At 64.5% G+C, this 14,058-nt stretch carries 13 protein-coding genes and 1 other RNA gene; 1 reads left to right on the top strand and 13 read right to left on the bottom strand.

The window, feature by feature from the left end; all coding sequences use genetic code 11:
* Nucleotides 1-14: 14 nt before the first annotated feature.
* Nucleotides 15-740, bottom strand: a complete 726-nt coding sequence (locus W930_RS25655; protein WP_023596539.1) for a response regulator transcription factor — start codon at nt 738-740, stop codon at nt 15-17.
* A 435-nt stretch (nt 741-1,175) separates the two neighbouring features.
* Here W930_RS25655 and W930_RS0101930 point away from each other — a divergent pair, with 435 nt between their 5' ends.
* Nucleotides 1,176-1,601, top strand: coding sequence for a hypothetical protein (locus W930_RS0101930; protein ID WP_023596540.1), 426 nt, complete (start codon nt 1,176-1,178; stop codon nt 1,599-1,601).
* 140 nt (nt 1,602-1,741) lie between these two features.
* On the opposite strand, the gene W930_RS0101925 is transcribed toward W930_RS0101930, so the two are convergent.
* From W930_RS0101925 to ffs, 12 genes are all read right to left on the bottom strand, one after another.
* Complete coding sequence (locus tag W930_RS0101925; protein WP_023873931.1) at nt 1,742-3,073, bottom strand: hypothetical protein; 1,332 nt, start codon at nt 3,071-3,073, stop codon at nt 1,742-1,744.
* Between the two features lie 395 nt (nt 3,074-3,468).
* Nucleotides 3,469-4,230: a hypothetical protein gene (locus W930_RS25650; protein WP_023596542.1), complete on the bottom strand. Its 762-nt coding sequence runs from the start codon at nt 4,228-4,230 to the stop codon at nt 3,469-3,471.
* Nucleotides 4,231-4,242: 12 nt separating this feature from the next.
* Nucleotides 4,243-4,953, bottom strand: a complete 711-nt coding sequence (locus W930_RS0101915; protein ID WP_023873927.1) for a C39 family peptidase — start codon at nt 4,951-4,953, stop codon at nt 4,243-4,245.
* Nucleotides 4,954-5,005: 52 nt separating this feature from the next.
* Nucleotides 5,006-6,385 (bottom strand): hypothetical protein, encoded by a 1,380-nt coding sequence (locus W930_RS25645; RefSeq protein ID WP_023596544.1) that lies wholly within the window; start codon nt 6,383-6,385, stop codon nt 5,006-5,008.
* Between the two features lie 30 nt (nt 6,386-6,415).
* Complete coding sequence (locus W930_RS0101905) at nt 6,416-7,066, bottom strand: hypothetical protein (RefSeq protein WP_023596545.1); 651 nt, start codon at nt 7,064-7,066, stop codon at nt 6,416-6,418.
* Nucleotides 7,063-7,584: a hypothetical protein gene (locus tag W930_RS25640; RefSeq protein ID WP_023596546.1), complete on the bottom strand. Its 522-nt coding sequence runs from the start codon at nt 7,582-7,584 to the stop codon at nt 7,063-7,065. The genes W930_RS0101905 and W930_RS25640 overlap by 4 nt, the downstream gene beginning before the upstream one ends.
* Before the next feature lie 5 nt (nt 7,585-7,589).
* Entirely contained in the window at nt 7,590-8,144 is a 555-nt protein-coding gene (locus tag W930_RS28965; protein ID WP_051610622.1) for a hypothetical protein, read from the bottom strand.
* Between the two features lie 719 nt (nt 8,145-8,863).
* The gene (locus W930_RS0101885; RefSeq protein WP_023596549.1) at nt 8,864-10,222 is read right to left on the bottom strand and encodes a sigma-54 dependent transcriptional regulator; all 1,359 of its coding nucleotides are present in this window, start codon (nt 10,220-10,222) and stop codon (nt 8,864-8,866) included.
* Nucleotides 10,223-10,470: 248 nt separating this feature from the next.
* Complete coding sequence (gene recR / locus W930_RS0101880; protein WP_023596550.1) at nt 10,471-11,067, bottom strand: recombination mediator RecR; 597 nt, start codon at nt 11,065-11,067, stop codon at nt 10,471-10,473.
* Between the two features lie 37 nt (nt 11,068-11,104).
* The gene (locus W930_RS0101875; protein WP_023596551.1) at nt 11,105-11,431 is read right to left on the bottom strand and encodes a YbaB/EbfC family nucleoid-associated protein; all 327 of its coding nucleotides are present in this window, start codon (nt 11,429-11,431) and stop codon (nt 11,105-11,107) included.
* 195 nt (nt 11,432-11,626) lie between these two features.
* Nucleotides 11,627-13,549 carry a DNA polymerase III subunit gamma/tau gene (gene dnaX / locus W930_RS0101870; RefSeq protein WP_023873920.1) on the bottom strand — a complete coding sequence of 641 codons (1,923 nt, stop codon included), beginning with the start codon at nt 13,547-13,549 and terminating at the stop codon, nt 11,627-11,629.
* 310 nt (nt 13,550-13,859) lie between these two features.
* An RNA gene (ffs, locus tag W930_RS29420) (signal recognition particle sRNA small type) lies at nt 13,860-13,958 on the bottom strand.
* Nucleotides 13,959-14,058 lie beyond the last annotated feature (100 nt).

Raw genomic sequence — 14,058 nt, 5'->3', positions numbered from 1 at the left:
ACCGGCCGCGGCGATCATGTCTCGAACAGGTGGCGCGCGCCACGCTGCGCCGCAATATAGATCGCTTCGCCCCGATTACGCGCGCCAAGCCGCCGGTAAAGCGCGGACACGTGGGTCTTTGCGGTGCCCTCCGAGATCACCAGTTGCTGGCAGATGCTTTTGATGGACAAACCGCGCGACAGCAGGGCCAGAATTTCGTACTGCCGTTGCGAGATGCCGAGGAGCGCCGACTCGGCCAGTTGCGTCGCCTTGTCGCCGCCGAGCGGAAACACGGGCAGGCGCGACAAGGGTAGCGCCTCACCCATGGCTTCCTGCCGCCAGAGCACGAGCAGCGCCGATAGCGCATCTTCCGGCACATAGCGCCCGCCGCAGAACGCCAGGTCGAACACCGACCGCACCCGCGCGACGGCGCTCGGCCAGGGCAGAAACGCGGTAACACCGCTCTGCAGCCAGTGAATGATTTCATCGGGAAAACCCGTATCGCCGATCACGATGACCGGCACAGGCGGCGCGCATTCGCCGGCCATCGGGCACAAGGTGTCGAGAAGCGGCGTGCGAGCGACCGATTCATCGAGTACGAGTGCACGGCGCGAGGGCAGTTCGCGCAGCCAGATCCAGTCCTGCGTCGCCACGTCATGAACGTGTCGCAGGACCGGTAGTGTCGCGTTGGCGTCGGTTTGCAATGCGACCTGCAGGCCGCTCAGCCATCTGGCGGCCTCACCCATGACCAGTACACGCATGGTTTCCCCTGTATTTCCGGTCGGCACCCCACGCCGCCGCCCCGATTCGGGTGACACCCGCCCGCTCGCCTGCGCTTCATCGCGCCGCTGCGCCGTTTTGTCTGCTCGCCACGTATGTCCGGCATCTCCGCGCGTTCCGCGCGCGTGTCGTGGCCGGCACGAAAACCGAAGATATCCTCCAGCGTTCGTCGTGATCTGTCCCTCGGGTGTCACTTCGCTTTCGAAGCAGTTTATGCGTGAAATCCGCACGTCGGCGAGTCCGCCCTCACGGGATCCCGGCCGTTGTTGCCTCTGCGCGACAATCCGCAATGTGCGTAACCTATTTACTCATTTCGCCGAGACTCCGCCATTACTTTTTTCCCTTCCTTTTCTCCAATAGCGCAATAGAATACAAAAAGCCTGACAGGACAGTCAGCGGAAGCCGGGGGGCACGCCATGTTCAAATTTTCCGTCGTCTCGACGCGCAGTGCCATGTTTTGCATGGCTTGCGCGTGCATTGCCAGCAGCGCCCAGGCCGACGTCACCGGCGCAGGCATCCCGAATATCGCCGTGAGCGACGCCTTGCTCGCCACCACCCGCGCCGCGAATCTGCAACAGAGTGTCGTTGCCCATCTCCCGGGCGCCACGCCCACCGCGCTCGCACCGGTCAGCTCGACACTCACCACCGCCAACAACGTGCGACTCTGGGATGAAGTCATCCCGCCTGCGCCGTCGCCGAAGCCAACACAGGCATCGAGCGCGCCGCAGGGACAACTGCGCACCACGGTTGCCATCGCCCAGCCGTCGACGCATCCCATCGCGGCCGGTTTGCTGGCAACGAGCTTCACGCTCAACGCCAGCACGGTGCGCGTGGGGCGTTGATCACCGGCACATCACCGAGGCTTTCCCGGCGCATCGCACGCACGCCGCGCCAGGCGCGCTCCGAATTTCACTGACGCGCTGCGCCTCTCCTGCGGGCGGGATGCGCAGCGCGTCACTTGTCACGGCCTCGCGTCACGCCATCAGAACGTGTACGGGAAACGCACGCCGATCACGTAATTCGGCGCATCCGGCGACATGCCGGCGTTCACGTAACCGTTCACCGTCCAGTGCTTGTTGATGGCGTAATTGATGCCGAAGTTGAGCGACGCGGCGTTCGTCGAGCTGCCGGCCACCGTCGTCCACGGACCGCCCGGCGTGGCGGTCTTCGTCGCACGCGAAATGGCCGTCGAGTACGAGATCGACAGCGCCGTCTTGTCGTTGAGCGCGAGCGCCATGCCGGCGCCGAGCTGAATGATGTCGCCCAGCTTGACCTTCGCGGGCTGCACCGTACCTTCGATCGTCGAGATGTCGTCGAAGGTGCGCGCCACGTTGTACGTGTACGCCACGTTCGCGAACAGCACGATCGGATCGTAGGTCCGCAGGAAAGACAAGCCGGCCGTGAACGCCCAGATCCCGTTCCCCGTGGGCAGACGCGACGGCGTGGTCAGGTTGTTGTTGGACGGGTCGGGCGTGCCGAGCTTGATACCGAACGGCGACGTGCCGGTCGGCGCCGTGACGCGCAACGACGCCACGATGTCCGGCCAGTTCGCATTCTCCTTGACCAGCTGGTAGTACAGCGACGCGTTCACGTCGCCGATATTCGCCGAGTTCTTGCTGATGTCGCTCACCGACGATGCCGCGCCGCCCACCCCGCCCGAGATGAAGTCCGAGTTGCGGTACAGGTACGGCACGTCGAACGCCACGCTCATACGGTCGGTGATGCCGTAGCGCGTGTTGACGTCGAAGGTCCACACGTTCGCCTTCGTCTGGCCGAGATTGAGCTGGCCGAGGAAGATGGCGTCGAGTGCCAGGAAGCCACTCAGTACGAGTTGACGCCGATCGTAGTAGCTGTAGCTGATACCGGCGTCGATGGTGAGCTTGCGATCGAACAGCGGCGCGTGCTGCGCCTGCACCACGGCTTCTTCGGCCGGCGTGCGCTGCGAGTCGGTCTCGCTCTTTTGCATCTGCTGCGTCTCGCCGATGGGCGTGGCCGTCGTGGGGCCCGCGGCCCCGGCGGCGCCACCGCCCGGCGTACCCGCGGACCCGGCGGCGGAACCGTCGCCGGGCGACACCTGCGCGATCTGCGCGGTATCCCACGCGGTCAGGCCGCGTCCGCGTTGCGCCATCTCGATGTCGGTAAGGCGCTGTTTCAGAGAAGAAATTTCCCGCTGCTGCCGGTCGACCATGTCCATCAACATCTGGAGACGGTCATCCGGCGATGGGTTCGTATGCTCCTGAGCCTGGGCCGATAGCGTGAAAAGCAGTACCCCCAACGGAATAGCGGCAACGGGAAAAAAGCGGTGAGTGTTCATGGTCCCCCCCGGGTAAAAAAGCGGACGGGCGTCCGCGCGCAATCCAACCAACACGTGATGCCGAAAAACGGTTGTCCTAGCTGCTCGACTGCGGGGTGATGCGTGCGAAACCCACCGCGACACCTGCTGCGCGCACTGCCCGGGCTCTGCCGACATCACCTTCTTGTTACGCCCCACTTCTTGTTGTCATCGCGTCCGGTGTCGCCCCGTCGCTTCACTGCGTTCGACGACCGCACCGGACACTGCTGCCGGCGTCGCGTGGTGCATGCACCACCTCGCGACGCCGTTACGACACCTGCGCTTTGCCTGCACCGCCACCTGCATCGGCGTCTGGGCGAACCGCATCGACACGGCTCGCCACATCGGTCACCGAATCGGTCACCCCAGCGATCGCTTCACCGGCGAATGGCCGCCATGTTGGCAAGCGCACTCTGCACGCCTGCCTGACGCAGCCCGCCCGATGTGATCGGACTCGACTGGAGGTTCAACTGCAACGTATTCATGACCTGCTGTGCGTTGCCCGCCACCTGCACGACCTGCATGATCTGGTTCATGGCCGCACCGGCGCCGCCGCCGATGCTCTGCCCGAGATTGCCGTTGGGCGTATTGAGCGTGACCTGCATGCCCGCCGACGTAATGGCGACGCTCGCACTCAGGTTGCCCACCGTGGTCTGCGAATGGTTGGCGCCCTGCCCGCTCACCGGTATGAGCGAGGCAATCGACACGCCCGGGGCGTACTGGATGATGGCTTTGTTCAATGCGTTGTTCGCGTCGCCGGCCACCTGCGTAATCTGGGCGACGCCGTTGATGAGCACGCTCGCACCGCCGGAGACAACCTGCGTGACGGGCGTCGTTGCGTTCGCCACGCCCGGCAGGATGCCGGTCGCGGCGCCGGTTTGGACCTGGTAGCCGCCGGCGCCCTGATTCACGCCGAGCACGCCGGTGGCCATCAGGCTCGCACCGGTCGGCATCTGCCATTGCGACTGCATGACGAGCTGAAAGCCCGTGATCATGTTCTGTTGAGCGTATTTGCCGGTCGCGTGCGAGAGCACCTCATCGCTCACGGGCGTCCAGCTCTCGGGCACCACGCTCGACGCGAATGCCGGCACGGCGCTCGCGAACAGCGGGATGGCCAGCATCGGGACATATCGATTCATGATGGTCTGGTCTCAAAACAGATCCGCCCGGATGATGCCGAAGTCCACCATCGGGGTCGGTGACGTCCCGGTCGCCAAGGCGCTGTCGCGTAGCTTGACTGCCAGGGATTCGTTGCCTTTGAGCAGCGGTGAATCCTCCAGAAACGGCTTGCCGATGACCGCCAACACCAAGCCATTCCACTGCTTGGCAAAATCGGCCTGCTCGATGATGCGGTTGCCCAGCGCCGGATCCGACACGAACACGCGCCCGTCCTTCGCCGCCTTGATGACCACAAAGTGCTGATAACCGTTGACGTCGATGAGCGCGATGACCGGGATCTTCAGGTCGTACAGCGCATTCACGTCCACCTTGAAACCGCGGCCCTCGAGCCCGAGCGTTTCGACGAACTTCTTCATGTCGAGCATCGAGAAACCATTCTTGATGACGGTCTGCGGATTGGAGAAGACCATCATCTTCTGAATCATTTCGGCCTCGGGGATATCGATCCCGTAGCCATATCGCAGCAACGTTGCCAGGGCTGCGGACCCACAGCTGAAGTCGTATTCCTGCTGGACCAGATTCACGTAGTGCATCGACTTGAACGAGCGCATCTTCTTGACCGCCGGTACACCGATCGAAGACTCCAGGTTCACCGATGCATACTGCGCGTGCCCGGCCACGCTTGCGCACGCCAGGGCGCAAACAGTAGCGATCCTCACTGCGGCACGACGCGCATCACTCATGACACACCTCAGGAAAAAACCGGTCCGGGGAACCCCGGACCGGTGACCTGCATTACTTGATTGCCGAGATGGCGAGGCTGTTGGCCTGAACGTTGCCGATACCGGCTGCGACGTTCACGCCCACGTTGCCGCTGGCCCACTGCAGAGCGCCGTTGCCCAGCGATGCGTTGGCGACGAAGTCACCCGAGGCCTTCATGCCCGCGACCTGGTCGGTTTGGGCCGTCGAGTTGGCCGCACCGCCCTTGAACCAGCCGTTTCCACCTTGCGAGACGGCCGCGGCCAGGCTGTTGCCCTGCACGTTGCCCACACCCGAAGCCACGTTCACGCCGACGTTGCCGGTGGCGCCGGCAAGCGCTCCGTCGCCCACGCTGGCGTTGACCATGAACTGCGAGATGCTGGCCGAACCCTTGGACGACTGGTTCGCAAACACCTGGGCCGACGCATACACCGGCTGGGCGTTGAGCGATGCGATCGCCACGTTGTTGGCCTGGGCGTTGTCGGCACCCGCCGCCACGTTCACACCGACGTTGCCGTTGGCGTTAGCCAGTGCGTTGGTGCCCAGCGTTGCGCCCATCGTCTGGTATTGCGCCGTGTTGAAGTGGTACGTGAGTGCGCCCTTCGTCCATGCGGTCGACGACATGTAGGTGTTCGAGAAACCCCACAGCGCACCGGCGGCCATCGAGTCGCTCTCGACGGAGTAGTTGCCGTGGTTCAGCGTGGCGTGGAACGCCGCGTCGAAGCTCTTCTGCGTGTTCAGGAAGCCTGCAGCAAGGAATCCGGCAGCCTGCTGCGACTGTTGCCCGTAGGCGTAGCCGCCCCATGCCGAACCCTGACCCGCGCCGAAGTTGCCCACGAGATAGCCGCCATACAGCGCCAGACCGCCCGGCAGCGGGATAATGCCGCCGCCGATGATGCCTCCACCGCCGGCGACGTTCGAGTACTGATACCCGCCGCCCGCGATGAAGCCACCCGAACCGGAGCTCGACTGGCCGGCCACATAACCCGCGCCCGCCTGGAAGGAGTGGCTCGTGTTCAGGTGGCCGTTGGCCGAAGCGTTCACCCACGACGTGGAGTTGTCGTAGTGCGTGGTGGTCCTGCCTGCGATCATGTACGCGCTACCCTGATCCGTCACCGTCTTGGTCTTCGAATCGACGCCGTACGTCACATGGCCTGTCACATAGGAACCAAGCAGCGGTCCCGTCAGGTTCACGTGGTGTACGTCGACACGCTGGTTGCTCTGCACGACAGCGTTGCCGGTGTTGTCCACCGTCACGCAGCCGCGAATGCCGACCAGACCGAAGATGCCGACCAGGTTCAGTACGTTGGTCTCGTTGCCGATGAACGAGAAGCTGTATTGCTGGTGATTGGGGGACGCCATGGCGGAACCCGTTGCTACCAGCAGTGCAGCCGCTGCAATTGCTTTCGTTTTCATGACCATCTCCTTGACGAGAGAATTACCCAGTTAAAAAGATGTGCCCGCCGGGGGACGGAGCACAAAAACATTTGCGGTTACATTGCCTATCCCAGCCGACTGGTTCACTTGCACCACACCGCTCGCGCCCCGAAAGGCGTCACCGGAAATCGACGCCGTGCGGAACTGATCGTTGAGGTTGTCGCGCCCAGCCGGGCCACCCTTGGAGATCGCAGCGGATAGTGCCGTATCCGATACGCTCGCCACTCCAGACGCATCGCCGGTCACAATGACGGTCGCGTTGCGTTGAAGATTGCCGGCACCGCTCGCCTGGTTGACTTGCGTCAGCCCCGAGGTGCCTGAAAATGCGTTGCCTTGAATTGCTGCGCTGGCCGCGCCGGTCGTGGTCGTGACGAGCGCCTGCTGATTCGTGCTCGACGCCCCGGCCGTCACACTGCCGCCATTGGCAATCACGGCACTGTTGGCCTGGGCGTTGTTCACGCCCGCCGCCTGATTCACACCCAGCGCGCCGGTCACGCCGACGGCCGTGCCGTTCTCGACGGTGGCGTGCGTGCCGGCGAGTTCACCGTTCACGAACCACACGTCTTCCGCGGCCGATGCACCGGCAAGCGTCGCCAACATTGCGGCAACCGCCAGATGGACGGCGCGCTGCGCGCCACGCGACCCACGCAGTCCGCTCATTTCGTCGCTCCTGCCGCGCCGAGATTGGTCAGCGGCGAGAGCGCCGAGCTGATCACCGACGGCACGAGCGTGCCGATGCTGCCGATACCGCCTACACCACCCGAGGCGCCCGCGAATCCACCGCCGACACCGTTGGACGTGTTGAGGCTGTTCCCACCAGGCGCATTGCCCACGAGCACGCCCATCACCGGATTGATGCCGGACTGCACGGCGCCCGTGACGAGACCGGCGTTGCCGCGGCCCATCAGGTCGCTGTCCGTGACCTGCTTGACAGCGCCCATGGCGGTATTGAACGGCCCGGTCGGGAAGGCCGGAACAGCGATGCCGATCGGGTTCTCGACGCGCGGCAGGCCTCGATAGGCGATTTGCGGACCGATGTTGCGCTCGACCACGATATCGCCCGGGGTCGCCGGTTCCGCACTCGCCTGACCCGCGAGCAGCACCGGCGTCAGCACCACGACCATCGTGGCGAGCGCTCGTGCGGCGTGCGCGACAGGAAGAAAATGGGTCTGGGTCATGTCGTTCACCGCGTGGTGTAAGTCACACGCGTCACCTGCACGTTGTTCACGCCGTTGGACAGTTGCTGCGGACGCGGCATCGGCGTGACGGCGCCGGGCAGTTCGTCCCACAACGTCACGCCATTGGCGAGCGCCATGCCTGGTGACTTGACCATCGTGCCGCCCATGTTGCGGCCGCGCTGGTTCCCAAGTTGTTCGTCGTCGACACGGGCGGCCGCGAGCGGCATTCCCGTAACGGCGGGGGCATTGCTTGCGGCCTCAGCCGATTCGTCATTGGTGGCGGCCACGTCCTGCGCATCGCCTTGCGGCAATTGCGCGGCAAGCGGCGCCGGGATGGCGACATCGGCGTCGTAAATCGACGCACGCGGCAGTGCCGTGGTCGTGAACGTCGTCGGCACCATCGCGCCCGTGAGCATCGCAACCTGCACGAACGGCGAGCGCGACACTTCCTGCGCCTGAGCCTGCGCGGCACACAGACCCAGTGCCACGGCAACCGCGGCGCCCAGAGCGCCTGCACTTTGCCGTACGCGGACCTGCATTTCGGTAGTGAGAATTCGCATCGCTTTGCCCTCCTTGCCCGGACCAATAAAGCGACTTCCGTGCCACCCACCTTAAGTGCATGAAAACATTGGCTTTATATTTTTCGACGTTCCAGTGTGCCTGGCCATGTGTCCGAAAACGTTTCAGCATTGATACGTGGGCCGCCATCCGGCGCGTGCGTCGTTTCACCCATGCCGTTCGCAAGCATTCCGAACTGCGAACGATATCCGCGCGAGCAGCGACGCATGCCGCGAAGGCCCGGCCGGCAAGGCGCTCCTGTGACGGAGCGATGCCAAATTTGCCGCGCGGGCGCACAACGACACGACGCCGTCACACGGGTTCGCGCGATGCCTTGGCGAATGCGGCGCCACGGATGTTTCATCTTTGATGTGTGCCTCCGACGCGCACGCGGCGCGCGCACCGATCGTGTTGGCGACGCGCTTCAAACGCGCGCTGCATGGCATCGCGTTATGGCAGGCGTGACGTCGCGACATGAGGTCTTTCGAAGCGCGAGAGAACGCATTGCGTACGGAGCGCGCGACAGGCGAAGGCAACGGAAATGGCGCGATTTTTCCGTCGTTATTGGCGACGTCAGGATTCGCGGAATGCGAAGACGCCGCAGCGAGGGCGTGTGTCGCAGCGTGACTTCAATGGTGTGTCAGGGAGATCTTCAGGACCCCAAAAAGAAACGACCGCCCTGTTCATCACAGGACGGTCGCCCTCTCTTCGCCAGAAGATATCAGGCCGGCACGCCCGATTCGTCACCACGCAATCCGTAGCGGCACATGAGCCGATAGAGGGTGATGCGTGAAATGCCCAACTCTGCGGCCACCTCGGTGAGCCGATGACAATGGCGCAGCAATGCTTGCTCGATGGCCGTTCGTTCGGCCTCGGCACGGATTTCCTCGAGCGTGCGCACCTGCGTCGGCACCCACGGCAGCAGGTCGAGATCCTTGGCCGAGATCACGCGACTGTCGGCCATCACGATGGCGCGGCGCACGCGGTTGATCAACTCGCGCACGTTGCCCGGCCAGTGATATTCGTACATCGCCTGCACCGCGCACTGCGTAAAACCGCGGATCTTGCGATGGTTATCGCCCTTGAAGCGTTGCAGCACATGATGCGCCAGGATCTCGATATCCTGGCCGCGGGCACGCAACGGCGGCTCGTCCACACGCAACACGCACAGGCGATGGAACAGATCCATGCGGAACCGGCCTTCCTTGACCGCGGTCTCGAGGTCCACATGGGTCGCGGAAATGATGCGCACGTTCACGGGAATGACTTCATGTCCGCCCAGACGTTCGATCGCACCTTGCTGCAGGAAGCGCAACAGGCTCGCCTGACTCTCGATGGGCAGATCGCCGATTTCGTCGAGGAACAAGGTACCGCCGTTGGCCGACTCGACGCGCCCGACCTTGCGCGCGTTCGCACCGGTGAAGGCGCCGCGCTCGTAGCCGAACAGTTCGGACTGCATCAGGTGCGGCGGAATGGCGCCACAGTTGATCGCCACGAACGGGCCCTTGGCGCGCAGCGAGCGCTCGTGAATCGCCACGGCACTCAATTCCTTGCCCGTGCCCGATTCACCGGAGATGAACACGGGCGCGTCCGTGTTGGCAACCTTGCGGATCGTTCGGAAGAGCTGCTGCATCGCCTCGCACGTGCCGACCATTTCCTGGTCGCCACCGACCTGCGGTGTGATGATCGGCACTTCCGAGAGCGACGCCATGCCCCATGCGTGACCGATCGAATGCGCAAGCTGATCGTTCGTGCAAGGCACGTTGACGTAATCGAAGCAGTAGTCGCGAATCAAACGACGAATCGAGGTCGTCGTCAGTTGCTCGGGGTGCGTTGCGGCAACCCAGCCGACCGTGGCCGGCTGCATGCAAGACTCGAATGCCCCCATCTCGCGGTCGCTGTAACCGCTCGCCAGGTCAATGAGTGCTGCGCTGGTGATCCCCGGATTCAGAATGCGACCGACGTCGCTGGCGCTCTTGGCCGGCATGACTTGCCAGCCTTGCTCTCCCAGAAACGACAGCAACCCGTCGTTGTGCTTTCGGGAGGCGTAAATCAGGGTGCGCCCGGTATCGTTAGCCATACCTTAACTCCCTGCCTAAGCAGTGCCCGCGCGCCATTATTGGGTTTCAGACCGGTTGGCACGACAGGTATACAGCCCCACGCCGCTCGGGAGTTATGGTGTTCCCCGTGTTGTTTGGGTCCCCAAGTCGGCAGGTTCAGTCTAGAAGACCGGAATAGGCGCAGGAATACCGAATAACAACTAATCCGATTGGATGAGAGTACGAGTACCTACGCGCAAGGGCGCGTGGCGTCACGCGAGCTTCATGCTCAGAGCGTATGCCGATCGAGCACGGCGCGGGCGATGGTGCCGGCATCGACGTACTCCAATTCGCCCCCGACAGGCACGCCTCGCGCGAGCCGGCTCACGCGCAGGCCGCGCGCCTTGAGCGTCTGACCGATGTAATGCGCGGTGGCCTCGCCTTCGTTGGTGAAGTTGGTCGCGAGCACCACTTCCTTGACCACGCCGTCGGTGGCGCGGCGAATCAACTGCTCGAAATGGATCTCGCCCGGGCCGACACCGTCAAGCGGCGACAGGTGCCCCATCAGCACGAAATAAAGCCCCTTGAAGGTCATGGTCTGCTCGAGCATGTTTTGGTCGGCGGGGGTTTCCACCACGCAAAGCAGGCTCGTGTCGCGCTCGGAATCGAGGCACGTCTCGCAGATCTCGACTTCGGAAAACGTATTGCAGCGCGCACAATGGCGAATCTGTTCGGACGCATGCACCAGCGCCTCTCCCAGCCGCACCGCCCCTTTGCGGTCGCGTTGCAGCAGGTGATAAGCGATGCGTTGCGCGGACTTCGGACCGACACCCGGCAGCGCGCGCAGGGCGTCGACGAGTTCTTGCAGGCTCGAGAGCTGAGGCATGCGTCGTCTTTCGATACTTGTGACTGGCCGGCGCGGTTCAGAACGGCATCTTGAAGCCCGGCGGCAGCGGCAGACCGGCGGTCAGGCCACCCATCTTTTCCGCGGCAGTCGCCTCGGCCTTGCGCACGGCATCGTTGAACGCCGCGGCCACGAGATCCTCGAGCATGTCCTTGTCGTCGGCCAGGAGGCTCGGATCGATGGTCACGCGACGCACATCGTTCTTGCACGTCATCACCACCTTCACCAGGCCGGCCCCCGACTGCCCCTCGACTTCGATCTGCGCGAGCTGCTCCTGCGCCTTCTTCATGTTTTCCTGCATTTGCTGGGCCTGTTTCATCAGACCCGCGATGTTTCCTTTCAGCATGTCGACTCCTGAGTAAATCGTATGAGGGGCTTGGCGCGCGTTGCCGTTTTGCAGCGTTGACGTCAGGACGACCACCCTGTCCCACGGCGTACAGCGGCGTGCCGCATCGTCGCGCCGCGCCCTGTAACGCGCGTTTGGGTGACGCCCTCCGAAACGCTCGGAAAGCGGCGACCCGGTTATCGAAAACGAACCCGATTATTGTACCGGGCGAATGCTGCCCGGCAGGATCTGTGCACCGAAATCCTCGATCAATTCGCGCACGAGCGGATCCTCGGCAATGGCCTGCTCGGCGGCGCGCTGCCTTGCGGCAGCCGCTTCGGCCGCCAGCGAAGCCGCCGTCGTGCCGACCTGTCCCAGCGCCACGTGCAGTTGCACTTCCGTGCCGAAATGCTCGTTGAGCGCCTGTCGCAGCTTGTCGGTGGTGGCGGCGTCGGCCAGTTGACGCAGCGGCACGCGCAAATGCAGCGCGCGCCCCGCGACTTCCGTCAATTCGCTCTGGAATGCCAGTTGCTGGGCAAGCCCCCGCGCCGGCAGTTCGACCGCCAGCGCCGGCCAATCGCCCGTGAACACGGGCGCCACGCCGTCGGCTTCGCGATAGACACAGGCGTGCGGCGCGACGGCCGGTGCAGGTGCCGGCGGGGCAGGCTCAGGTTCAGGATCGGCGCCGGCCGGGGCATCGTCCGAGGCGCGCGACGGATTGCCTCGGTTGGCGCCTGCGGCAGCGCCCCCGTTGCTGGTGCGCCCGGCCGTGCCCTTGCGTCCGGCATTGAGTGCGGCAAGCGCCGCCCGGGCGGGCGACATCGGTGCGCCGTCGGCCGGCGCGGCGGTACTGCGCGCGGCGGGCACGCGGCGCGCCTCGGGCTGTGCGGGTGCTGCCACGGCGCCCGCCCCCCCCATAGGCGACGATGCCGACGACGTCATGCGGCCCGGCTCACCCGTCGGCACGCGTGCCGGCGCGCCGGTCGAGGGCGCCGCGGCGCGAGCGGCACCGGCGGCCTGGGGCATGGGTGGTTCGGCCAGCGTGCCGCCTGCGAGCAGCGGCGTGAATGCCGCCATGCGCAGTAGCGCCATGGAGAAACCGGTGTATTCGTCGGGTGCGAGACCCAATTCGCCGCGCGCACGCGTGGCGATCTGGTAATAGAGTTGCACGGCCTCGGGCGACAACGCCTCGGCCAGACGCCGCACGTCCGCCGCTTCCGGCCAATCGTCGGAGACGGCCTGGGGTGCGTACTGCGCCAGCGCAATTTTGTGCAGCAGACTCCCGAGGTCCTGGAGCCCGGCGGCAAACGAGAAACTGCGCTCGGCCATTTCATCGGCGATCGCCAGCAGGTCGGTACGCGATTCGTCCTTGAGGGCATCGAGCAAGCGCACGAGCACACTCTGGTCGATGGCGCCGAGCATGCCGCGTACCGCTGTCTCGGACAGCGGCCCCGCCGCATAGGCGATGGCCTGATCGGTGAGCGAGAGCGCGTCGCGCATGCTGCCCCCCGCCGCCTTGGCGAGCAGGCGCAGCGCCTGTGGCTCGCTCTCGATGCCCTCTTCGCCCAGGATATTCGTGAGGTGCGACACGATATGCCCGGCAGGCATCTGCTTCAGGTTGAATTGCAGGCAACGCGAGAGCACGGTGACCGGAATCTTTTGCGGATCGGTCGTCGCCAGGATGAACTTGACGTGTGCGGGCGGCTCCTCGAGCGTCTTGAGCATCGCGTTGAACGCGTGCCCCGTGAGCATGTGCACTTCGTCGATCATGTAGACCTTGAAGCGGGCATCCGCGGGCGCGTAGACGGCCTTCTCGAGCAACGACGTCATTTCATCGACGCCCCGGTTCGACGCCGCATCCATTTCGACGTAATCGACGAAACGGCCCTCGTCGATCGCGCGGCACGCCTTGCACACACCACACGGCTCGGCCGTGATCCCCGTCTCGCAGTTGAGCGCCTTGGCCAAAATACGCGAGAGCGTCGTCTTGCCGACGCCGCGCGTGCCCGTAAACAAATAGGCGTGATGCAGACGCTGTTGCTCGAGCGCGTGCGTCAACGCACGCACGACATGCTCCTGGCCCACCAGGGTCGAGAAGCCTTTGGGGCGCCATTTGCGCGCGAGTACTTGATAGGTCATGCCAAATTGTAACAGTTCGGCGTTGGGCGCCCGCACCGATATCCTGCCGCGGCCGGGTCGTCCGGCACCCGCCCGAGGCGGTGGCTATCAGTGCGATAGAAAAAAATGTTGCGCGATTCTACCAAGGGCATCCCGGACATGCGACACGTCGGCGCCCGCCCATCGTCGCGCGCGTGCGTCTGGCCCGTGTGCACGGCGAGGCGCACCGATCACATGCCCGGCAATGGGTGGCGGCAACGGATTCACGCAAAGGTTTCGGGGGAAAAACGTGCGCAGAACGCGCGGAGAACATCGATAAAACAAGGAGGTAGGTGACGAGCCTGACCCTCGGCACTGGTAGAAAACGGTTGTGGCTGCTTCGTTCCCGACCTGACCAGATTGGCCGCGCCACCATGCGAGGAGGCCCGTCAGTGATAGATTCTACCAGAGTCGACGCGCCAACAGAAGCCCCATTCCGCCAGAAGATGCGTCAGGGCGCCGCCGTGCCCCGGGCACGGGCCGTGGGCGCG

Source organism: Pandoraea sp. E26, assembly GCF_000681415.1.
Classification (GTDB): Bacteria; Pseudomonadota; Gammaproteobacteria; order Burkholderiales; family Burkholderiaceae; genus Pandoraea; species Pandoraea pnomenusa.
The sequence above is the reverse complement of the archived record's forward strand: the minus strand, read 5'-3'. Positions and strand labels throughout refer to the sequence as shown.